19 protein-coding genes are annotated in these 23,639 nt (G+C 47.1%); 6 read left to right on the forward strand and 13 right to left on the reverse strand.

Annotation, left to right across the window (positions count from 1 at the left end):
- Genes AOT11_RS03845 through AOT11_RS03855 form a run of 3 tightly spaced genes read right to left on the reverse strand, consistent with a single transcriptional unit; the run spans position 1 to position 2,290 of the window.
- Complete coding sequence (locus AOT11_RS03845) at positions 1-555, reverse strand: hypothetical protein (RefSeq protein WP_011078504.1); 555 nt, start codon at positions 553-555, stop codon at positions 1-3.
- 23 nt (positions 556-578) lie between these two features.
- The gene (locus AOT11_RS03850) at positions 579-1,706 is read right to left on the reverse strand and encodes an ATP-grasp domain-containing protein (protein ID WP_038939333.1); all 1,128 of its coding nucleotides are present in this window, start codon (positions 1,704-1,706) and stop codon (positions 579-581) included.
- A complete protein-coding gene (locus AOT11_RS03855) occupies positions 1,703-2,290 on the reverse strand; it encodes a DedA family protein (protein ID WP_017420001.1) in 588 nt (195 codons plus the stop codon). Before AOT11_RS03855 ends, AOT11_RS03850 begins: the two co-directional genes overlap by 4 nt.
- A gap of 326 nt (positions 2,291-2,616) precedes the next feature.
- Between AOT11_RS03855 and AOT11_RS03860 the strand changes: the two genes are divergently transcribed.
- The 3 genes from AOT11_RS03860 to AOT11_RS03870 all read left to right on the forward strand — a co-directional run bounded on the left by AOT11_RS03860 (position 2,617) and on the right by AOT11_RS03870 (position 6,622).
- Positions 2,617-3,579 carry an L-threonylcarbamoyladenylate synthase gene (locus AOT11_RS03860; protein ID WP_026050320.1) on the forward strand — a complete coding sequence of 321 codons (963 nt, stop codon included), beginning with the start codon at positions 2,617-2,619 and terminating at the stop codon, positions 3,577-3,579.
- Positions 3,580-3,908: 329 nt separating this feature from the next.
- Positions 3,909-4,484, forward strand: coding sequence for a DedA family protein (locus AOT11_RS03865; RefSeq protein WP_206760909.1), 576 nt, complete (start codon positions 3,909-3,911; stop codon positions 4,482-4,484).
- Positions 4,485-4,708: 224 nt separating this feature from the next.
- Positions 4,709-6,622: a BCCT family transporter gene (locus AOT11_RS03870; RefSeq protein WP_017419998.1), complete on the forward strand. Its 1,914-nt coding sequence runs from the start codon at positions 4,709-4,711 to the stop codon at positions 6,620-6,622.
- 47 nt (positions 6,623-6,669) lie between these two features.
- Here AOT11_RS03870 and AOT11_RS03875 read toward each other — a convergent pair whose 3' ends face one another.
- Complete coding sequence (locus AOT11_RS03875) at positions 6,670-7,647, reverse strand: ion channel (protein WP_017419997.1); 978 nt, start codon at positions 7,645-7,647, stop codon at positions 6,670-6,672.
- Between the two features lie 89 nt (positions 7,648-7,736).
- Positions 7,737-8,723, reverse strand: a complete 987-nt coding sequence (locus tag AOT11_RS03880; protein WP_017419996.1) for a LysR substrate-binding domain-containing protein — start codon at positions 8,721-8,723, stop codon at positions 7,737-7,739.
- A 25-nt stretch (positions 8,724-8,748) separates the two neighbouring features.
- On the opposite strand from AOT11_RS03880, the gene AOT11_RS03885 reads away from it, so the two are divergent.
- Complete coding sequence (locus AOT11_RS03885; RefSeq protein WP_017419995.1) at positions 8,749-10,002, forward strand: D-amino acid dehydrogenase; 1,254 nt, start codon at positions 8,749-8,751, stop codon at positions 10,000-10,002.
- Between the two features lie 319 nt (positions 10,003-10,321).
- Complete coding sequence (locus tag AOT11_RS03890; RefSeq protein ID WP_017419994.1) at positions 10,322-11,863, forward strand: alanine/glycine:cation symporter family protein; 1,542 nt, start codon at positions 10,322-10,324, stop codon at positions 11,861-11,863.
- Positions 11,864-11,987: 124 nt separating this feature from the next.
- Here AOT11_RS03890 and AOT11_RS03895 read toward each other — a convergent pair whose 3' ends face one another.
- The 4 genes from AOT11_RS03895 to guaB all read right to left on the reverse strand — a co-directional run bounded on the left by AOT11_RS03895 (position 11,988) and on the right by guaB (position 17,806).
- A complete protein-coding gene (locus AOT11_RS03895) occupies positions 11,988-12,581 on the reverse strand; it encodes an acetate uptake transporter (protein WP_017419993.1) in 594 nt (197 codons plus the stop codon).
- 160 nt (positions 12,582-12,741) lie between these two features.
- Entirely contained in the window at positions 12,742-14,445 is a 1,704-nt protein-coding gene (locus AOT11_RS03900; RefSeq protein WP_017419992.1) for a chitinase, read from the reverse strand.
- A gap of 261 nt (positions 14,446-14,706) precedes the next feature.
- Complete coding sequence (gene guaA, locus AOT11_RS03905) at positions 14,707-16,260, reverse strand: glutamine-hydrolyzing GMP synthase (RefSeq protein ID WP_017419991.1); 1,554 nt, start codon at positions 16,258-16,260, stop codon at positions 14,707-14,709.
- Between the two features lie 82 nt (positions 16,261-16,342).
- Positions 16,343-17,806, reverse strand: a complete 1,464-nt coding sequence (gene guaB, locus AOT11_RS03910; protein ID WP_026050318.1) for an IMP dehydrogenase — start codon at positions 17,804-17,806, stop codon at positions 16,343-16,345.
- Positions 17,807-18,039: 233 nt separating this feature from the next.
- On the opposite strand from guaB, the gene xseA reads away from it, so the two are divergent.
- A complete protein-coding gene (gene xseA, locus AOT11_RS03915; protein WP_026050317.1) occupies positions 18,040-19,371 on the forward strand; it encodes an exodeoxyribonuclease VII large subunit in 1,332 nt (443 codons plus the stop codon).
- Between the two features lie 8 nt (positions 19,372-19,379).
- On the opposite strand, the gene AOT11_RS03920 is transcribed toward xseA, so the two are convergent.
- The 4 genes from AOT11_RS03920 to der form a co-directional block, all read right to left on the reverse strand.
- A complete protein-coding gene (locus AOT11_RS03920; protein ID WP_017419988.1) occupies positions 19,380-19,610 on the reverse strand; it encodes a zinc ribbon domain-containing protein in 231 nt (76 codons plus the stop codon).
- Positions 19,611-19,636: 26 nt separating this feature from the next.
- Entirely contained in the window at positions 19,637-20,659 is a 1,023-nt protein-coding gene (locus AOT11_RS03925) for a sensor domain-containing diguanylate cyclase (protein ID WP_017419987.1), read from the reverse strand.
- Between the two features lie 328 nt (positions 20,660-20,987).
- The gene (locus AOT11_RS03930; RefSeq protein ID WP_017419986.1) at positions 20,988-21,863 is read right to left on the reverse strand and encodes an alanyl-tRNA editing protein; all 876 of its coding nucleotides are present in this window, start codon (positions 21,861-21,863) and stop codon (positions 20,988-20,990) included.
- A 122-nt stretch (positions 21,864-21,985) separates the two neighbouring features.
- Complete coding sequence (der, locus tag AOT11_RS03935) at positions 21,986-23,476, reverse strand: ribosome biogenesis GTPase Der (protein ID WP_017419985.1); 1,491 nt, start codon at positions 23,474-23,476, stop codon at positions 21,986-21,988.
- Between the last annotated feature and the right edge of the window lie 163 nt (positions 23,477-23,639).

The following is a 23,639-nucleotide window of genomic DNA, read 5'->3' on the forward strand; positions in this document are numbered from 1 at the left end:
CTATTCACCTCGGATGTAAGTCGCTGTGGCTGGTGCAATGCCAAACGCGCTATTGGTTTCCACTTGCATCACCTGCGCCGCCACTTTGGCCATAGCGAAATGATGATTGGCGTGCAGCGCCGCGAAAGCCAACTCTCGCTCAAGGGTTGATTGCATCTCTGCAATCCGAGTTTGATAGAGTGTCACTTCACTGGTCACGGAGACTTTCATCACTGCCGCTTCGGCGCTCAAATTCCCTAGCCACGTTGTAAGTTGCGCGATTTCTGCTTGCGCCTGTTCAATAGAATGCTCAACAGCGTGACCACGGCGACGTTGGTTGTAGTCAATCTCTTCGCTGGCTAAGCGAATCGCATGAAAAATATCTAACCAATGACGAAAGTGTTCTCCAATACTGCTGCTTACGTACGGGGCCGCAGGTGTCACATAATGACGATCTTCAATATCGAGTAAAAATTGCTGTGCTTGTTCAAGAGTCTCTAAACACCCCTGCACAACTGCGGGATAACTCATCACCATTCTGGCTTGTTGGTTGTCTGATTTGGCAATCATTAACATAAGGAAATTCCTAACAATGTGGGCTAATCGGTAGCGGGATACTGACGAACTAATTGACGCTCAGTTTGCCAAGCTCGAAGCAATTCACGGATTTTCGGCGTGCGGTGGCCCAGTTTTTTCTGTTGCGCACCAATTTGGAAAAGCAGTCGGTATTGCAAAAGCAGCGTAGAAAAAATCTCCAGCAAAGGCGTTTCGCTATCCCAGATATGGGCAGCCTCACTGCTGGCACCATTCACTTCTAAAATGGTGAAATTTTCTCCAGCCATAAACTGTTCAATATCTGCAAACTTGATATCCAACCGTCCGTAATGAAAGCCGTTGAAATCATCAAAAATGGCATCTAAACGCTGAGTCAGCTCAGGGGTGATGTATTGGTTACCATTGCGAAATATCGAACCGCGACTGTGGCTTCCCGCAAACGCTAGCTGCACTTCTTCACCAGCGCCAGGCACCCAATCCAACTTGTTGCTGTGCCTTGGGAAATACAAATGCGTCAACTTCCCTGCTCGAGGCGAGTCTTCAATTAGTGCTTTCAGCGTTCGCTGACCATCACCCACCACCGATGGCGCGTACTTCAACGTGATCGAAATAATCCGCCCCTGCTTTTCTTGTGGATGACGAACGTAAAACACCCCAGCCTCCGCGGAAAAAGGCGCTTTTTTCTGCAACAGAAACCGCGCTTGCTGTGGAAATGTGTGCAAATATTGACGGAGTTGCAGCTCGGTTTCGATAAGCTTCACGCCCGCGCCACGGCAACCAAGATCGGGTTTTGCCACTAAGGGATAAGTCAATCCGGCATCAAGCAACGATTGCTCAATCTCAACTAACAAAGTCTCAATATCCTGGCCATGCTTGCTGACGGTGATAAAAGGAGAAATCCAGCGCTGCGCCTCTTTGCCCGCTAAGGTCAAAATATCATGCTTGGACTCCCCCACCATGCCGCTGAGATGTATGGCGGGATTTGCAATTAATGGCAGTGTGATGTCTCGATGCCACAAACCTTGCACGACACTCTGCGCCACCACCGGAGTATAAAAAAACCAGCTCGGCAGAAACTCATAAGGTGATATCTCACGCTTGGGTGATTGACTTAACAACGGCATGCCTGCATTCACTCGACCTTGTTCAATCATTTCAATGGCTCGATTCATATTGATATTTTTCCTTTTGACCAAGACAGGCTCACGACACGATTCATAACGGTCAGCAGTAAAAATGCGCCTAACACCCAACACCAAAGCCACGAGCTTTGTGCCAAGAAAGCTTGGCTACCTAACCAGTACACCGATCCAAACACGCCCCCAACCCAGAGCGCGCTGGCGAGCATGACCGCCAACAAAAAAACACGCATCGGCACCAGGCAATAGCCACTTAGGGTGTAACCTAAAGTGCGCAATCCAGGGATAAAGCGAATCACAAACAAACTCACGAAAGCCTTACTTTGAATACGCCCTCTCACCTGGCGAAACGCTTTATGCTTGAGCGTGTGATAACGCAAAAAACGAACACTTTGACCATATTTGCCCAACCAATAGAGCGCTAAATCGCCTGTCGTAATACCGACAAAAATGGCAACGATGGCAACCAAAGAAGGGAGGTAACCTTCCACGGCCAACCCTGCGGCCAGCACGATGGCAAGATCTTCCAAGAGATAGGAAATCAGCACGATGCCAATAAACAGCCACAGCGGCGAGCTCAGATGTAAGCTCAATATTTCTTGGATATCGGCGGCCAATGTTTCCCCTCCATGAAGTCAAATGTCACATTTGAAATGCATACGCTGCTTGAATAGACCGGAAGGGGATAAAAAAAATTACGCATTGAAGAAAAATACGCGAATGATAAGGCAGAGCGAGGTCAGCAGTTTTGCTCTGCTGACCATTTATCAATAGCTTAATGAAGGAATCAACGAGGCAATTTTGCGCGAACAGCGCACAGCACTGCTAGTGCTCGCATCTTCACACTAGTTGAGTATAATGTCGCCTTCGTTTTGAACCGCACGGCGCGGGCTCGGATAACGCAGTACATCGGTCTCTCGTGACCAATTCTGAGGAAGTAACATTGAACACGCTTTATCTTTCTGCCCTAGAGCAAAAAGACATTGATCAAGCCAAAGAGATTCTCGCCAGCGGTGAGCTCGTGGCGATCCCTACTGAAACGGTTTACGGCTTAGCCGCAGATGCCACCAATCCAGACGCTGTGAAAAAGATATTTGCCGCGAAAGGAAGACCTGCCGATCACCCTTTGATTGTGCATATTGGCCGCGTGGAGCAACTGACCGATTGGGCGATCGACATTCCTGAAGAAGCGTATACTTTGGCACAAGCCTACTGGCCTGGCCCCGTTACCTTGCTGTTGAAAAAAGCGCCTCATGTGACGCCTGTGGTTACGGGTGGCTTAGAGACCATCGGCATTCGAATGCCTGCGCATGACGTATTTGCGACTCTATTGCAATCTTCCGGAATGGCAGTTGCTGCGCCTTCAGCGAACCCGTACAAAAAACTGAGCCCGACTTCAGCCAAGCACGTCATGAATTCACTCGGTGGCAAAATTGCGGCCGTACTAGATGGAGGGGATTGTGCTCACGGGCTTGAGTCGACGATTGTCGATCTGACTGAAAAACCTTTCCGTATTTTACGTACCGGCCCAGTGACCGCTGCGCAACTCTCTACCACGTTGAGCGAGGAAGTGAGCTCTCCGGTTAGCCATAATGTTGCAGTACCCGGTAATGTCACTAGCCACTACCAACCCAATACCCGCGTTCGTTTGGTTCAAGCTAGCGATCTGGCACTGGTTGGGGACAAGAAGATCGCCTACCTTCACTACACGCCGTTTACTGCGCAAGAGAATATTGAAGCCAGACAGATGCCCTCTTCAGTAGCCGAATACTCGCATGACTTATATCGCACACTCGATGAAGCGGACAAATGGGGCTGTGAGGAAATTTGGGTAGAAAGACCACCGGTAACCGAAAGCTGGTTTGCCGTTCATGATCGACTCAATCGAGCACAATCAAAGCTCTGATTTAAAAGAGAATAACTAGAAAACCCAGCTGCTTTTGCTGGGTTTTCTTTATGTCTATTTCCCCCACTTTTTCAGCCGTTGGTTCTGCTTTTTAAGCATTAGGATCATCATGTTCCAAATGCTTTAGGTACATGATGATCTAAATACTTCTTAAGCTGTACACATCCCCATTGCTGATTACCGCTCGACAACTGAACGGTTTTGTAAAATCCACGCAAGAACCCATCAGCACACTTGATTCGCGCCATAGACAGGCGTATTAACATCTCTTTATCGCATCACCCCTCAGGACAGTGACCGTGCAACATCTCGACCAACTGCTGATTTCTATGCAACCTTTGTTGGAACAATATGGCTACCTAGCGTTGATCGTCAGCATCGTGCTTGAGGGCGTAGGCGTACCGATGCCAGGACAATCGCTGATGATCGCTGCATCCATCCTCTCTTCTGATGGTGTGATGAATTTTTATTGGGTGATGATCGTCTCTTGGTTGAGCTGTTTTATCGGCAACAGCTGTGGTTACTTGTTGGGTTACCACTTTGAGTCTTGGCTGGATAAAAAAGGCTACATTTCAGGTGCTAAGTTTCACAAGCTGCAACAGGCCATTCAAAAATATGGCCCAGCGTGCTTAGTCATCAGTCGCTTTGTTGAAGGGATGAAACAATTTATGCCACTGGCATGTGGGATTGCCAAAATGCCCCTCAAAGAATTTCTCTTAGGCAATCTTCTCGCCACCAGCATTTGGGTTGCAGTATTTGGCTTACTGACTCACTTTGCCTTCGAACATTTGCATCAGATCACCCATTTTTATTCTGCCCACCACTTTGTTATTTGGGGGATCAGCGCCCTGCTCTTCTGTTCGATGATTTATGCTGTCATCAAACACCGACGCCGTTCAAAATAACCACGAATAGAAGACACGGTTATGCCTACACCACAGTAAAGGTGACGTTTCCCTTTTTGTTATTCTCAAAAGTAATTACTCACCACCAAATTTAGCACCATCATGAATACTATAAAAAATTCATGTGGTTACCATTCGATATTTCAATTGCACAAATAGACTCCCTCATTAGTATCGAACAATCAGTATTTCATACTGATTGTAATTTTGTACTAGGGAATTTTATGAAAAGGCACTTTGAACTCATCGATAAACCCACTTTTTTTGGCGCTCTAGCGCTTCTTTTTTCGGTGATTATTCCACTTCTTGTTTGGCCATCTCAGGGAGAATACTGGATAGGCGTAGCAAAAACATTCATGACCGATAAGCTTGGTTTTCTTTACCTAGGCCTTGGTTTGGCTGCATTTTTCTTCATGGTTTACATCATTTTCAGCGATATCGGTCAAATTAAACTGGGCGATGCCGATGAAAAGCCAGAGTTTGCCACAGGCTCCTGGGCGGCGATGCTTTTCTGCGGAGGGATCGGTGCCAGCATTCTTTATTGGGGCACTATCGAGTGGGCTTACTACTACCAAAATCCGCCATTCCAACTAGAAGCAGGCAGTGAAGAAGCCATTCGCTGGGCCGCCACTTACGGCATTTTTCACTGGGGGCCGATTGCATGGTCTATCTATCTGATTCCAGCTTTACCCATTGCTTACTTCTTCTATGTTCGTAAGCAGCCAGTTCTGAAAATTTCTGCGGCACTGATGCCTGTGATTGGAGAAGCAAGAAGTTACGGAAAATTGGGCAAAGTGATCGATGTTTTGTTTATTTTTGGCCTTCTTGGTGGCGCAGCCACCACGCTTGGTTTAGCTGCCCCTCTCATCAATGAAGGGATCAGCTATTTATTTGGCATCCCTTCAACAACACTCTCGCAAATTGGTGTACTGCTCCTGTGTACTGCGCTGTTCGCCTATTCCTCTTATAAAGGCATGGATGGTGGTATTAAAGTACTCAGCAACATCAATTTCTGGGGTGCGCTTGCCTTGCTCGCTTTCATCTTAGTGACAGGCCCAACACTCTTCATGCTGGAAACCGGCTTAGATTCTATCGGCCGAATGCTGTCCAATTTCTTCGTTATGGCAACATGGGCGGAACCATTTGGCGGTTATGGGCCATTCGAGGATACCCACTTCCCTCAAGACTGGACGATTTTTTACTGGGCATGGTGGCTAGTGTTTGCCCCAAGTATGGGACTGTTTGTTGCGCGAATATCTAGAGGTAGAACCATAAAGCAGATGGTGTCAGGGTCGATCTTTTTCGGCTCGATGGGCTGTGCGCTCTATTTTATGGTACTGGGTAATTTTGGTTTATCATTGCAACTTTCAGGTCAGTTAGATGTAGTCGCCATTCTTAACCAGCACGGTGCGACAAGAGCCATTTTTGCCATTCTGGAACAACTTCCGCTCAGCACTATCGTGATCGCGGTATTCACTATTTTGTGCATTATCTTCACTGCGACAACCTTCGATTCGATTTCATTTATTCTCGCGTCCGTTGTACAAAACAATGTCACGGAAGATCCACTACGCTGGAACCGACTGTTTTGGGCTTTCACCTTATCACTCATGCCTTCCATTCTCTTATTCATGGGTGGCTTAGCGACATTGCAAACCGCAGCCATTGTGGGCGGTTTACCATTGCTAGGTATCGCCATTATGTTGATGATTTCCGGAATCAAAGCCGCAAGCTTAGACTTAGCACACCAAGAAGGTTATGAAGATCCCGTTATCAATATAGAAGAGTTTCCGGATGTTGATCCTTGGTCACGAGAAGGTATGGCACTGGCGAAATTCGAACGATTGAAAGATGAAGCGGTTGAGGCCGCAGAGCAAGAACGTGAGGCTCTCGCTGCCATCTGGAAACTGAAAAAAGTGATACGTTCTGAAGCGCTCTCTCGCGGAGAAAGCGGCTTAGAACTGGGAGAAGCTCCTGAGGAGCAACTTACAGAAATTCAACGCCTAACGAACGCGGCAATGGAGGCTAAAGAACACAAACTGCAAGCCTCTGAAGCAGCTCAAGCAGCGCGCATTGAATTTAACGAGCTGATCAAAGAAAAGGAGTTGCAATCTCTTCAGTCAGAATCACTCAGTTAATCACTCATCACAACAAAAAGCTCACTCATGTACGAGTGAGCTTTCTTTCATCGCGTCATTTTCTTTACAAACACCACCACAAACAAGGCCATGGTAAAGCTACCGAGAAACGCCTCCAATGCCGCTATAAATCGTGCCACGCCAACCGGCGATATGTCTCCGTAACCAAGCGTGGTAAATGTAACCACACTAAAATAAAGGGCGTTAAGAAACTCCAGCAAATAGAACTGCCAACCCGTCACATCGGCATAAATCGGGTTAGCCGACGTGGTGTCTAAGAAAAAGTAGGCCGCAGCACTGGCAAAAATCAAAAAGAGCGAAAACAGAACCACTCTCAATGGGTCTTCACCATAACCACAAAAGAGATCGACGATCTTAGATAAAATACGCTGCAAGCTGAACTTTGGCATTTGATAGCGTCGAAAGCGCATTTCTTTTTTAAAAAACAATCCTGCGGTTTCAAACAACCCTTGCTTCTCACATTGTTTACGCACGCCTCGGCAGACTTCTTCTGCTTCTTGCCATAGTGAACGCGCTTTTTTTCTGTCGCCTTTTTTTATTGCTATCCGAGCTTCATACTCTTGTTTGAGCTCATCCCCCCACTCAATGTTTTCGAGGCGGGCACGCGCCAAATCCGCTCCAAGTAAATTGCAACCCTCTAGTTTTGCACAGTGCAAATTAGCACACACCAATTTGCTCTTCATCAGTGAAGAACCACGTAAATCTAAGCCAAAAAAGTGAGCATCACTTAAGTCTGCACGATAGAAATCGGCACCTCGACACTGAAACCCAACCTTGCTACCACGGTTAACCAAATTGAGATCAACCAAGTTTGTTTTTGCCAACTGAAATCCGTCTAAAGGTTTACCTTCTGCTGCCCATTGCTCAACCTGCGACTTTACGTCGTCATTGCTTTTATCGACTTTGGGATCGTGCCAGTAACAAAGACCAGACTCCCCACACGGTTGATCGCAGCACCAGCCATCAGGATTTTGATAGCTGCATCGGCCTTTTTCTGACTTCATTTGCTGCCCCTCTTGTCATACCGATTTGGATTTATTTGTTATGACCACGGTATAAAACTAAGTGTAGGAGCTAGTTATTGAGTTGCCACTCAATTTGAAATTTGTTGCTTAAGCCAAGTGGTAAACGCTGCGGTACTGTCGTTTTTGCTGTTGTGGATCAAATAGTAACCCGCCTCTGCTCGGATGGGCTGAAAAGGAGAAACTAAGCGGCCGGTTTGCAACTCATCATCAATCAGCGCCATACGAGCCATAGCGATACCCACCCCGGCTTCCGCCGCTGACATTGCCATATCCGTTCGATTAAAGAAATGGCCTCTTTCGGTTGGTAAATCGAGCCGTCTCTGCGCGACCCAACTAAGCCATTCATAATCTCTAGGCGCGTTTTGCCACGGCATAGCGTCGTGCAAAAGTACCACTTGGCTCCACTCATCTGGCGCATAAACAGCATTGTGCAACCAAGCGTGCGTTTGCAAATATCTGGGGTTCATCACTGGCAGCAAATATTCATCCAATAGCAACTCGGTATTGGCTTGACGAAATGGGTGTGGGCGGTAATCAATCGCGAGGTCAAAATCTCGCGTATCACTGTTCACCAACGCGCCTTCGGCAAAAATTTGGATTTGAATATCGGGATACTGCTGGTGAAAGCTTTCCAACTTGGGTACTAGCCATTTGAAGGCAAAAGAAGGGGTCAGTTTAAGACGCACTTCCTGTGGGCGACTCTGCTCTTGCTGTAAACGTTGGATTTCCGCAGCCATTTCACCAAAGTGCAACGCTGCACATTGATGAAGTTGCCGCCCCTTCTCCGTAAAGCGAATACCGCGAGAATGCCGTTCAAACAAACTAAAACCAAGTTGCTGTTCTAGTTGCAATAGCTGCTGACTCACCGCTCCAGTGGTTAAGCAAAGTTGCCTTGCTGCCTCGGTTAAACTGGGGTACTTACCCACTTCCACAAAAGTATGCAGTGCCGATACGTAAGTGCTTTTGATCATTTTCGCCTGCTTGCGTTTAGTTTTTCTATAAGCAGCAGTTAATTTATATCGATTGTTACCAAGTTGTAAACCTAAGAAACTCACGCTGTTTCTAATCAGGAGAAAATCGATGAAAGCAGTGGTATTGGGCAGCGGTGTGGTTGGCTTGATGAGCGCGTGGTATCTACAAAAAGCAGGCTATCAGGTGACCGTTGTTGACCGCCAAGCGCGCAGCGCGGAAGAAACCAGTTTTGCCAACGCAGGGCAGATCTCTTACGGCTACTCTTCGCCTTGGGCTGCACCGGGCATTCCACAAAAAGCAATTCGCTGGCTGATGGAAGAGCACGCACCACTGAAAATCAAACCCTCTCTTGATCCTCAACTGCTGAAATGGGCGACACAAATGTTGGCCAACTGCCAACTCAGTCGTTATCAAGTGAACAAAGCAAGGATGTTGGCGATTGCCAATCACAGCCGTGAATGCCTTAGCCAACTTCGCCAAGAGCACGATATTGAATACCAAGGCCGCCAACAAGGTACGTTGCAGGTTTTTCGTACGCAAAAGCAGTTGATCGCCATTGAAAAAGACATCGCATTACTTGAGCAAAGCGGTACGCGCTTTCAACGTATGAGTGTCGATGAATGCATTAAACAAGAACCGGGATTGGCAGCCGTGAGCCATAAACTGACGGGCGGTCTCTATCTACCTGACGATGAAACGGGCGATTGCTATTTGTTTTGCCAACAGATGACTGAACTGGCACAACAGCAAGGCGTGACCTTTTTGTTCAATACGAACGTGAATAAGGTCAATACTCAAGGTAACCAAGTAGTGAGTGTGTCTACTGATGTTGGCGAGTTGCAAGCCGATGTATACGTGGTGGCCATGGGCAGTTATTCCACCGCGCTACTCGCGCAATTGGGGATAACGATACCTGTTTATCCGGTCAAGGGTTATTCCCTGACCGTTCCGATCACCGATGAAAGCCAAGCTCCGGTTTCTACGGTCATGGATGAAACCTATAAAGTGGCACTGACTCGATTTGATGACCGCATTCGCGTGGCTGGCACCGCAGAGCTCGCTGGATTCGATCCTGCGATTCCTGAGAAACGCAAAGCAACCATTTCTATGGTGGTGAACGATCTTTTCCCTCGTAGCGGTGATTTTGCCAAGGCGGAATTCTGGACTGGTTTTCGCCCTATGACACCAGACGGCACACCACTCATCGGTAAAACCCCGATCAAGAATCTCTATACCAATACCGGACATGGTACCTTAGGTTGGACCATGGCGTGTGGTTCAGGTCACTTACTGAGCCAAATCATCACCGGCGAGCAAACGGAGAATCCGGCAGGGTTGGATCTCTTCCGCTACGCCAGCTAGCCCAACACGCCATAAAACGACCAGATAAGCCATTAGAGGATTTATCTAAAATTCCCCAACATCGCAGAACTCATCTTATACAAAAGATGAATAGTTCTGCGATGCATTATTCTGCAATAAAAGTAAATAGCCACCAATATCCCGCATCTTGTTCTATACAACACTTTTACCATTTTCCAATTAACAATTTATTAGCATTTTGTGTTCACAGTCACGAAGGTGATATGTTTTAGATATTTTAATTAACAATTGCATTACAAAAAGATTAATATGCCGAACAGAAAACAAACAACACAAACATCTAACAGGGAAAATACTCATGCAGTCTTTAGTTGATTTTCTGAATGGAATTATCTGGAGCCCGGTGCTGATTTATCTGTGCTTGGGCGCTGGTCTGTTCTACTCCATCGTGACTCGCTTCGTTCAAGTGCGTCACTTCTTCGAAATGTGGCGCCTACTCCTTTCTGGCAAAAGCTCTTCAAAAGGGATCTCCTCTTTCCAAGCATTAGCCGTTTCACTTTCTGGTCGCGTCGGTACAGGTAACATCGCAGGTGTCGCAGCAGCGATCGGTTTTGGTGGTCCGGGAGCGGTATTCTGGATGTGGGTTGTTGCCTTCTTTGGTGCAGCAACCGCCTATGCAGAATCCACACTGGCGCAAATCTACAAAGAAGAAGACAACGGTGAATTCCGTGGTGGCCCTGCTTACTACATTGAAAAAGCCATGGGTCAGAAGTGGTACGCGTGGGTCTTCGCTATCGCGACTATCTTTGCGTGTGGCTTCCTGCTACCTGGCGTTCAATCAAACAGCATTGGTAATGCGGTTGAAGCGGCATTTGGCCCAGGAGAGATGATTGAAACCGCACTGGGCACTTTCAGTTTCGCAAAAATTTTAACCGGTACGGTCATCTCAATCATCTTAGCATTCATCATTTTTGGTGGTGTAAAACGTATCGCAAACTTCACCCAAGTCGTGGTGCCATTCATGGCTCTTGCTTACGTGATCACAGCGTTCGTGATTATCCTACTCAACATTGGTGAAGTACCACGCATTGTTGCCATGATCGTGGGTGATGCATTCACACCAATGGCGGGTGTCGGCGCTGCAATTGGTTGGGGTGTAAAACGTGGTGTTTACTCGAACGAAGCAGGTCAAGGTACAGGCCCTCACGCAGCAGCAGCGGCCAGTGTTGATCACCCTGCGCAGCAAGGTTTGGTGCAGTCGTTCTCAATCTACATCGATACTCTGCTCGTCTGTTCAGCGACCGCCTTTATGATTCTGATCACTGGCGCGTATAACGTTCATGGTGCAGAAGGTTTCCTTGTGCAGAACATATCAGCAGAAATCGCAGCCAACGGCCCTGTGTTTACACAAATGGCGATTGAAAGTGCATTGCCAGGCGTAGGTAAACCATTCATTGCGGTTGCGCTGTTCTTCTTAGCCTTTACCACGATTCTTGCTTACTACTACATTGCAGAAACGAACATCGCGTACATCCGTCGCAGCTTCAAAGTGAATGGTTTGATGTTTGTACTGAAAGTGGCGCTGATTGCTGTCGTCTTCTACGGCACAGTGAAAACCGCGAACTTAGCATGGGCAATGGGTGATGTGGGCGTTGGCTTGATGGCATGGCTCAACATCGTTGGCATTCTAATCATCTTCTTCATGTCAAAACCGGCGATCAAAGCGCTGCAAGATTATGAAGAGCAACAAAAGCAAGGCGTGACCGACTACACCTTCAACCCTGTAAAACTGGGTATCTCAGGGGCGACTTACTGGGAAGAGAAATACAAGCGTAAAACCGGTCAAGATCCACAAACGGAAGAAAAACAAACCACCGTCGTGGAGCAGCCTTCACTCTAACTTCTCAGGAAGTAAACACAACATCGTACAATAAGAAAAAGGCAGTGTTGCCCTCACGGGCAAATAAGAAAAGGGGTTAGCCATTGGCTAACCCCTTTCATTTCTGTTCTCAAAACGATGTGGCTTATGCAGCAAGCTCTTGCGCGTTCACCGCAGGCGCTTTCTTTTCACCAATCGGCAAAATAGTGCGGCCATATTCGTTATTTAGCACTTGAGCCATAGCAAAGTAGATTGCGCTCGCACCACAGAAGATGCCTTCAAAGCCCGCGATCGTGCCGATAAGTTCGCTGCCCGTAAAATCACGTGCTGCTAGCAGTGCAAAAAGAACGGTCAATGAACCAAATACCACTTGTTTGGCGGTTGGGTAGCAAAGCGAGCCCATGAACATGAAACCAGTGAAAATACCCCACAGAGCAAGGTACCAACCCATGAAATTCGCAGGGCTTGCTGGTAGGCCCATGTATGGCATCACGATCAACGCAACCAGCGTCAACCAGAATAGGCCGTAAGACGTAAACGCTGTGGTGCCAAAGGTATCACCACGCTTAAAGCACATGATGCCTACGATCACTTGGCTTAGACCACCGTAAAAGATGCCCATTGCCAAGATCATAGAGTCAATCGGGAAGAAACCTGCATTGTGAATGTTGAGCAGGATTGTAGTCATACCGAAACCCATTAGACCAAGTGGCGCTGGGTTAGCCAGTTTAGTAGACATAAACGCGTACCTTTTCAAAAATGTTTATAAAAATTACGCGCGGATTTTAATGAAGCGTTGGATAAAAGATAGCTAGCTAAAGTGCAAACTAAGATTTCATATAAAACGAACTGAATAAACAAACTCTGGCATAGCCAGAGTTTGTTTGAGGTTAGAAAGGTTACTGACAAGAAATCTCATCCCAGAACCAGTTTGATTGCGTTGGCGTCTCCCAAACTCCTGGGCCATTTTTAGCGATAAAGCACTTACCGTTGTAAGTCACTTTTTCACCATTCGCAACCTGCGTCACTCCCGGCTCCCACTGAATAAAGGTACCAGGGACAGGGGTTGGATCTGGTGTTGGTTCAGGTGTCGGATCCGGTGTTGGCTCTGGGTCCGGAGTCGGATCTGGCGTTGGAACAGGATCCGGGGTTGGCGTTGGGTCCGTTGGTGTTCCCGCCACCAATTCCCAAGGCCCACCTAAGCTTGGATCGTTGCCTTGTGTCCACCACTTAGCCTTGTATGTCGCACCTTTGTAGGTGACTTGATCGCCAGCAACGTAAACTTTACTTGCGCTCCACTCATTGCCACCCGGTTGGGTTCCTGGGTCAACAGGGTCCAGTTTGTCAACCACACGCACTTCTGGCCAACTTGCGTGCGAGCCGTAGAAGTTAGTCACACATTTTTCGTAGTCGCCTGGTACTAACGCCGAATAGGCCGTTTGGAAGCCCACCAATTCACATTCAAAGGAATAACCTCCCGGGCGATCGGCGTAATATTTCCAGTTGCCATCCCAGTTGGTGTAGAGCACGTCGGTTGCACCATTAAGGTTCAAACTGCCATAAGGGGTTTGCTGCCAACAGGTGTTCTTCTCATCCGCTTCCACAGGGATTTGATAGTGTGATGCCAGCCCTTCCCAGTAACGAATACGGTTAACCGGCTGGCCTTTGTCTTTATTCTGCTCACCACACTCAATGCCACCATTGATGACGTTAATCGTGGTACCAAAGCCGTAGCCAATACCCGCGTCCACTTCACGTTGGGATGGCACCCAAGTACGGTCGATCACATGCAGCATGGCTGGTTTCGGCGCTTGAGGTGTTAAGAAAAACCAAATGGCTGAAGCGAGGTTTAACCAAGAGTCCGCCACCAAAGCAGGGTTCTTAAGCAGCACGGTGGCATCACCATCGTACATCACTTCCGAAAACGCACCGTAGTTGAAGTGGTAAGAAAGCTGTTTTGCCCCACGGCCAAAATAGCCCTGCCCCGCTTCACACGGCCAACGTTTATTTTGCCAATCGTTCTGGCCACACCCCGTGGTGTAACCAGCTTGACCTTCCGACCACCCCATTTCACGAACATGAACTAACGCTTGTTGCCACTCTTCCAGACCTAGTGGGTTATCAGAGACGTTGTCAATCGCAATGTGGCCACCGGTTTCTTGCGAGAAATGAGCAAAAGCAGTCACGATGGATTTTTTACAGATCGCATCTGAATCCCGTCCATCCGTGTACTCACCACAGAAGGCGGGGAACTTACCGATCGCCTTTAAAAAACGCGTATAAGTGTATTCGGGCGCAGCCATATGAGTGAGAAAATCCCATTCACTTTGTGGGAAAACACGTTCAGTACGCTTTACGTTATCAGGGTTGCTCGCCGCGCCGGGAGCAATGGCTTCGACGATGGTATTCGAGCGTGTTTCTAACGCCTTTGACCAAATCGCGTACATGGGATTTGAAGTTTGTGCTTGCTCTGCTTCTTGCAGATCCACTCGTGAAACAACATATCCATTCGGGTTTTGAGGGTCTGGTTGGATATTCATTGCCGCTTGCGCTCCAGCGGCTAACGTACATCCGATCAGAACCGACAGATGGGAAATCTTCATTCTTCCTTATCCTTTTTCTCTACACAAAAAATGTTACATTTCTGGCAGATTAGACCTTAATCCTTGGTAAAGTCAGAGAGATTCACCATTATTGAACAAAACTGCGAGTCATTTCAGCATCATGCAAATGGAACAACGTTCTACGACAAAGCGAATGCTGCCCCTGTTCCAAAACCAACAACCCGAGTAAACAGCAATAAAAAACCCCGAGTGTTCACTCGGGGTTTATTTGATGGATCAATGCACTGCGTTAACGCAAGATTATTCCCACTCGATGGTTGCTGGTGGCTTACCAGAGATATCGTAAACCACGCGCGAGATGCCGTTTACTTCATTGATAATGCGGTTAGAAACCTTACCTAGGAAATCGTACGGTAGGTGTGCCCAATGCGCCGTCATGAAGTCGATGGTCTCTACAGCACGTAGTGATACCACCCAGTCATACTTACGGCCATCGCCCATTACACCGACAGAACGTACTGGTAGGAACACCGTAAACGCTTGAGATACTTTGTTGTAAAGATCCGCAGCATGGAGCTCTTCAATAAAGATAGCGTCCGCACGACGTAGCAAATCACAGTACTCTTTCTTGATTTCACCAAGAACACGAACACCTAGACCTGGGCCAGGGAATGGGTGGCGGTAAAGCATTTCGTAAGGTAGGCCAAGTTCTAGGCCAATCTTACGCACTTCATCTTTGAACAGCTCACGCAGTGGCTCAACAAGACCCATAGCCATGTCGTCTGGCAGACCGCCCACGTTATGATGAGATTTGATTACGTGCGCTTTACCAGTCTTAGAGGCAGCTGACTCGATTACGTCTGGGTAGATGGTACCTTGAGCGAGCCATTTCGCATTCTTCAGCTTCTTCGATTCTTCATCAAATACATCGACGAATACGTGACCGATGGTCTTACGCTTCTCTTCAGGATCAGATTTGCCTTCAAGTGCTTTTAGGAAGCGCTCTTCAGCATCAACTTTGATGATGTTTAGGCCAAACTTGTCGCCAAACATGTCCATCACTTGCTGACCTTCGTTTAAACGAAGTAGACCGTTATCAACGAAGACACACGTTAGCTTGTCACCGATTGCACGGTGAACCAGCATTGCCACTACTGATGAATCCACACCACCAGATAGACCGAGGATCACTTCATCGTCACCCACTTGCTCTTTAATACGAGCAACGGCATCTTCGATGATGGATTCAGAGGTCCATAGACGCTCACAACCACAGACGCCAAGAACAAAGTTCTCTAGCATTTGTAGGCCATTTTTAGTGTGCGTTACTTCTGGATGGAACTGAACGCCGTAGTATTTTTTCTCTTCGTTCGCCATTGCAGCGTAAGGACAAGTGTCTGTTTCACCTACTTTGGTGAAACCTGCTGGAATCTCAACGACTTTGTCACCGTGGCTCATCCACACATCTTGAGTAGCTTCAAGATCTTTGAAAATTGCTGACTCACCAGACACTTTTACAGCTGCATAGCCAAACTCGCGCTCGTCAGAAGTCGATACTTTGCCGCCTAGCTGCTCAGCCATAGTCTGCATGCCGTAACACACACCCAGTACTGGCACGCCTGAATCGAATACATATTGAGGTGCACGAGGAGAGTTATCTTCTGTCACGCTCTCTGGTCCACCAGAAAGAATAATACCGTCTGGGTTGAATTCACGAATATCCGCTTCTTCAACATCCCAGCTCCAAAGCTCACAGTAAACGCCGATTTCACGTACGCGGCGCGCAACAAGTTGAGTGTACTGCGAACCGAAATCTAGGATCAGAATACGTTGGTCATGAATATTTTTAGTCATTGAGGTTAATCTCGATATCAAATTTGGTGGATGGGGAGCCAATCTCGCTCCCCATAAGCTTTAAATTTCAACTCAGGGTCAATTAACCCAAGCGATAGTTAGGTGCTTCTTTGGTGATTTGCACATCGTGCACGTGAGACTCTTGCATGCCCGCGCCCGTAATGCGTACGAATTCGGCTTTAGTGCGCATTTCTTCGATCGTTGCACTGCCTGTTAGGCCCATGCTTGAACGCAGACCACCCATTTGCTGATGAACGATCTCTTTTAGGCGGCCTTTGTACGCGATACGGCCTTCGATACCTTCTGGTACCAGCTTGTCTGCTGCGTTGTCTGTCTGGAAGTAACGATCTGAAGAACCTTGAGACATTGCGCCCAAAGAACCCATACCACGGTAAGCTTTGTAAGAACGGCCGTTGTAAAGAATCACTTCACCCGGTGCTTCTTCAGTACCCGCAAACATAGAACCAACCATCACACAAGATGCGCCCGCCGCAATCGCTTTACAGATATCGCCAGAGAAACGGATACCACCATCAGCAATCACTGGCACGCCATATTGGTTCGCCACTTCCGCTGCGTCTGCAATCGCGGTAATTTGTGGAACGCCTACGCCAGTCACGATACGAGTCGTACAGATAGAGCCAGGGCCGATACCCACTTTCACTGCGCTAACGCCCGCTTCAATCAGGGCTTTGGCACCCGCTGCTGTTGCAACGTTGCCGCCAATGATATCAAGATTCGGGAATGCCGCTCGTGTATCACGAATACGTTGTAAAACACCTTCTGAGTGACCATGTGAAGAGTCAATCAACAATACATCAACACCGGCTTCAACCAGTGCAGCAACGCGCTCTTCGTTACCCGCACCCGCCCCAACCGCTGCGCCTACGCGTAGACGACCTTGAGCATCTTTACATGCGTTTGGTTTACGTTCTGCTTTGTGGAAGTCTTTTGCCGTGATCATACCGGTCAATTGGAAATCATCATTCACAACCAGTACTTTCTCAACGCGGGCTTCATGCATTTTTTCTTGCACTTCAGCGCGAGTTGCGCCTTCTTTTACGGCAGCCAAGTTTTCTTTTGGCGTCATGACAGAAGAGACTTTCTTAGACAGATCCGTCACAAAACGTACGTCACGACCAGTGATGATACCCACTAGCTCATTGCTTTCGGTAACCACAGGGAAACCAGCAAAGCCGTGCTTGTCGGTCAGCGAAACCACATCCGCGATGGTCGCATCAGGGCTTACAGTGACAGGATCCGTTACGACACCCGCTTCAAACTTCTTCACTTTACGAACTTCAGCAGCTTGCTGTTCGATAGACATATTCTTGTGAATAAAGCCAATGCCACCTTCCTGCGCAAGTGCAATAGCGAGACGAGCTTCCGTCACGGTATCCATCGAGGCAGAGATCATAGGAATGTTCAGTGTGATGTTTTTGGTCAACTGAGTGCGAAGATCAGCTGTGTTTGGGAGAACAGTGGAGTGAGCTGGCACGAGTAGTACGTCATCGAATGTCAGCGCTTCTTTGGCAATTCTTAGCATTTGCAATATCTCACAATATGTAGAGGTAAAAAGAACAATCCAATCTCATCGTTTCGCATAATGAGGGCAGCAGGCTTTAAGCAACTTGCTACATTTGGATTAGATATTGCGGACGGATTATACGGCCAACGCAATCGCTTGACCACAAATTTTTTAATTTTTTTCTTGCATTCACCCTCTTGCTATGTATTATATTGCGGCTAACTTCCATACCCACGTCTACGGGATTAGCTTTGTCTTCTCTGACCAATCCAAACATCTTCACCGTCTCACGTTTAAATTCTGAAGTTCGTTTATTGCTTGAAAACCAATTAGGCATTGTTTGGTTAGTGGGAGAGATTTCTAACTTCTCTGCGCCGGTTTCTGGTCACTGGTATTTAACCCTCAAAGACTCAATGGCTCAAGTTAAATGTGCCATGTTTAAAGGGAATAACCGCCTCGTTTCTTTTAAGCCAACCAATGGTAATCAAGTTTTAGTCAAAGCACGTCTTTCGTTATACGAGCCACGTGGTGACTATCAGTTGATCATCGAAAGCATGCAGCCAGAGGGCGATGGTCGTCTGCAGCAGCAATTTGATGCTCTGAAGATGAAACTAGCGAGCGAAGGGCTTTTCGCTCAATCCACGAAATTGACGATCCCAGAACACCCTAAATGCGTCGGTATTATTACCTCTAAAACTGGCGCCGCGCTTTACGACATTCTTGATGTACTCAAACGCCGAGATCCTTCCCTACCAGTGGTCATTTATCCGACTCTGGTACAAGGAGACGAGGCCGCCATTCAAATTGCTCAAGCAATTGGACGTGCAAACAGCCGTAACGAATGTGACGTACTGATTGTCGGCCGTGGAGGCGGTTCACTGGAAGATCTTTGGTGCTTTAACAACGAGATTGTTGCTCGAACCATTGCCGCCAGCCAAATCCCGATCATCTCTGCGGTTGGTCACGAGATTGATGTGACAATTGCGGACTTTGTTGCAGACTTGCGTGCGCCAACACCATCCGCAGCTGCAGAACTGGTTAGCCGTGATAACAGCCACAAAGATCAAGCCTTAATCAGCCGTGAGCAAAAACTGCATTCTGCCTGGCGTCATTACCTCACCGAGCAAAATCGCACCATAATCTCGCTGAGTCATCGACTGGAGAAACAGCATCCTCGCTATCGCTTGATGCGTCAGACTCAACAAGCCGATGAGTTGCAGATCCGCTTACAACGAGCGATGGAAAAGTATCTGGCACAACGAGAACAAAAGGTCTCTCGTGTTCAGCACAAACTGCAATTACTCTCGCCTGTTCGTCAAATCAGTGAACAAAAAAATGCGCTTGCACGAGTAGAACAGAAGATGATGGATGCAATGGACCGCAAGATGCTAAGGTTGCGCCACCAGATCGCGATCGCCGCTGAAAAACTTGACGCAGTAAGCCCCTTGGCAACACTGAAGCGCGGCTACTCCATTACTCAGAGTGAATCTGGCGAAGTGATTACACGTCAATCACAAATCAAAACGGGCGACACGTTGCTCACCCGCCTATCCGATGGTGAAATACGCTCTACCGTGAACTAAGCCATGGCTTAATCTTCGGTTTTCTCTTTGAACTGAAAGCGGATTCTTGATTTCGATTTGAGCTCGTTGCAGTGATTACAGAAATAACTCGCCGCACCGCATGCTTGCAGCTTCTCTAATTCAGCCTCACATTCTGGGCAAAAGCCAAGCTTGGTAAACTCTTTATCACATTGTTGGCAGTGATACTGTCCATTCCACTCCAGCTCTTGCTGGCAAATCGGGCAATGATTCTCGTTCATTTTCTTTTCTCGTTGTCACTATGAGATCAATTCAATCTTGCGCTCACGGTTTGGTGAGCACGTTTTACTTGATACATGCAGATGTCAGCTTGGCGAATAAGTGCATCCACGTTGGCCAAAGACTCACCTTCCGCATAGTCCGCGCCAATACTGACCGAAACAGAATAATCTTCTATCAAGAAAAACATTTTGATCTTGCTTTGTAATTGCTGATAAAACGCTTGGAACACCTGCTTGTGCACAAATGGGCAAATCGCAACAAACTCATCGCCTCCGTAACGAGAAATGACAGCTTGTTGAGGAAACTGCGCCATCAACCAGTTGGCTAAGTTGATTAACACGGCATCGCCAACATCATGGCCAAACCGGTCGTTGATGTATTTAAACTCATCAACATCAATAAAAAAACAGCCAATCCCATACTCATTGTGCCGAGCTGTCTCTAGCAAAGGTTCGGATTCCAAGTAGAAGATTCGACGGTTATAACACTGCGTCAGAGGATCTCGATTAACGTGATAGTGAAGTTGTTCTTCTAATTGGTACTTTTCTAGTGCTATTGAATAAAGCGCAGCGAGAAGATCCAAGATTTCCAGTTCTTCTTTTGCTGGTTTAGAAGGCATGTCGCTGTAGATGGCAAAGGTACCCAGCACTTTATCTTGTCGGGAAACAATCGGGACGGACCAACATGCCGCCACATTCGCCGCTTTCGCTAACTCAGCGTAGGGCTGCCAATTCGGGTGACTCTCAATATCACTCACGACCACGGACTTTCCGCTATAAGCTGCGGCTCCGCACGATCCTACCCTTTCACCAATCTCGATACCTTCAATTGCTTGATTGTAGAAATCAGGAAGATTTGGGGCGTATTCAAGATGCAGTGTATTGTGCTGTGGATCCAGCTTCAAAATCGAGGCCTTACGAGATCCAAACAAATGCTCTGATAAGGATACAATTTCTCGATTTAACTGATCTTTCTCCAAGCCTAAGGCTAACTTCCCCAATAATTGATTGATCGACCTATGGGCGTCTAAAAGTCTCATGCTATCCATAACAGCGCTCTAGTGTACTAACTTTACTCAATATTATTATGATTTACCCTAGTGTTGTTGATTCACTCAGCAACTCTAGGGTTTGGTTAGCACGAGCCTAACAGAACGATAACATTAATAATCAGACCTTAAACACGCTTATCGGATCTTATCTTGATCGTCTGGTTATTTTATTTTGATCAGCGATCTGCCTAAAAAAGAACATTTATATAACCACACCCCGAAAGCATAAGTTACATATGCTGCATTTCAATTCAAAACAGAATAAAACTCTATATATGAATATTTAAATCTGCCTTTTTGGTTTTTTATATAAAGATCATTTTCCTTAGTTGGGCGTGACTTGCGTGTGCATTTCAATGGTCTGCTCATCCAACAGCACCAATGTAACGGCAATCTCTTTCATTTCGCTCAACCCAGCAGCATGCGTTCCCCCACAAGGGATAATCGCCGTTGATGCTTCTCCCAAATCACATTGCCAGTAACGAGAGTCGGTTAAATATTCGCCATGACAGTTCATGAATATTTCGGTTCCGCGAGCAAGCCAGCGCTCAAGCTGTACATTGACCTCGGATTCAATCTCGTGAATATTTTCCACAACATCAGCACTGTTCAGCCCTCTTTTGCGTAGCGTTTTTCCCAGTCGATAGATGTCTAGACAACACTCTGGCGTCACAAAGCTACTCTCTTGAGCATAACTGTTAAAATCATAGTAGCCATGAGGGTCTTTGCGATCGGCATCTTTGCGCCAGTAACCTTGTGCCAAGACTTTATTCAATGCCAGGTAGGCTAAATGCCCTGCACTGTGACCTCGACTCAGACTTTGTTGATATTCTTTGTCGACAAAGAATCGTACTTTGCTTCCAACAGCAAGTTGCCCAAGCTGGGCTTCAATTTCATGAACCACTACGAAGCTCCATCCCTCTGTATCTCGCTTTACAGGTATCGCTTGATCAACAAACAGTTGCCCCGTTGAACACTCCACAGCGCCAACCCAACAACCGATGATTGGCCATTCTTTGCCATCCGCGATAAGGCTTCCCCGATCTGCAGGATGATCTGGCCAAATATGACTGACCGGATGAAATGGCGTTTGCTGAGTCACGACATAAAGAGAATGTTCATTGACTGAAGTGAGTACAATGTCGCTCTCCAACTGCCAGATCTGATGACAAAAGCGAACCTTAGTGGGTGTTATCTGCATATTTCTTATCTCAACGATGAGGCATCATCCGCTCAATGAATGATGTGGGCATGTTATCCATATTGGGAAACGGAAAATAAAAAAATGCCCAAGTAAAACTTGGGCATCAAAAACAGTTCAGATTATTTCTTGCGATTTTTTACCGCACTCATCATGCGCTTACGTGCACGCTCTTGAGAAAGGGTCATCTTGTTGACACGGTTCTCAAACGGGTTATCACTGTTTTGGAACTGAATACGAATCGGCGTACCCATGATATCTAGTGACTTACGGAAGTAGTTCATTAGATAACGTTTGTAAGAATCCGGTAATTCGCGAACTTGGTTACCATGGATCACCACGATTGGTGGGTTATAACCACCAGCGTGCGCATATTTCAGTTTCACACGACGGCCACGAACCATCGGTGGTTGGTGATCTTCTGTTGCCATCTTCATGATGCGCGTCAGTACCGATGTCCCTACACGAGTGGTTGCAGAGCGGTAAGCTTCTTGTACTGATTCAAACAAATGGCCTACGCCAGTACCGTGCAACGCAGAAATGAAGTGAATGCGAGCAAAATCGACGAAGCCAAGACGACGATCGAGCTCTTTCTTCACATTCTCTTTCACTTCGTTATCCAAGCCATCCCACTTGTTCACGGCCAGTACGATAGAACGACCCGCATTAAGTGCGAAGCCCAATAAGCTCAAATCCTGATCCGAGATGTTTTCACGAGCATCAATCACTAACAGTACAACGTTGGCGTCTTCAACGGCTTTCAATGTTTTAACAACAGAGAATTTTTCAACCGTTTCATGTACTTTACCGCGACGACGAACACCTGCGGTGTCGATCAATACGTATTCGCGACCATCACGTTCCATTGGAATGTAAATGGAGTCACGCGTGGTTCCTGGCATGTCGTAGACAACAACGCGTTCTTCACCCAAAATACGGTTAGTCAGCGTTGATTTACCCACGTTTGGACGACCAATAATCGCGAGCTTAATTGGCTGATCTTGCAGTCGCTTCAGTGACTCTTCGGCGTCTTCTTCAGAGTACTCTTGCTGCTCTGCGTCTTCATCTTCCATATCGGTCAGATCTTCGATCTCACCTTCGCTGTTAGCACTGAGAAGATTATCAAAGAATGGATCAAGTGCACGTTCAATCAGCGCAGTCACACCACGACCATGCGCAGCGGCAATTTGGTACATCTCATCAACGCCCAGTTGCCAAAAGTCTGCGCTGGCAGCATCCGCATCGATGCCGTCCACTTTGTTCACCACCAGCATGGTGGCTTTTTCGATTTTACGTAAATGGGCAGCAATCGCCTCATCGGATGGCGTCAATCCTGCGCGGCCATCCACCATAAACAACACAACGTCAGCTTCGCGAATCGCAGCAAGTGACTGTTCTGCCATTTTGGTTTCAACGCCTTCTTCAGAACCATCGATACCACCCGTATCAATCACAATAAAGTCGTGCTCACCTACTTTGGCTTGACCATATTTACGGTCACGAGTCAGACCAGGAAAGTCCGCCACCAATGCGTCACGAGAGCGAGTCAATCGGTTAAACAACGTAGATTTACCTACGTTTGGACGACCGACTAGAGCAACAACAGGTATCATAACAACCTCTACAATAATCTTTGATCTGTAGTTATAGGTAACCACTTGCTTGATAGCATTTCAAACCAGCTTTTTACCTATAACCACAATCGTCTTGTCACAACTGCAATGTTGAACTTTGCAGCGTGTTATTAAAAATTAGCAACAAAACGGCTCCTAACTG

This window comes from Vibrio vulnificus NBRC 15645 = ATCC 27562, from assembly GCF_002224265.1.
GTDB lineage: Bacteria > Pseudomonadota > Gammaproteobacteria > Enterobacterales > Vibrionaceae > Vibrio > Vibrio vulnificus.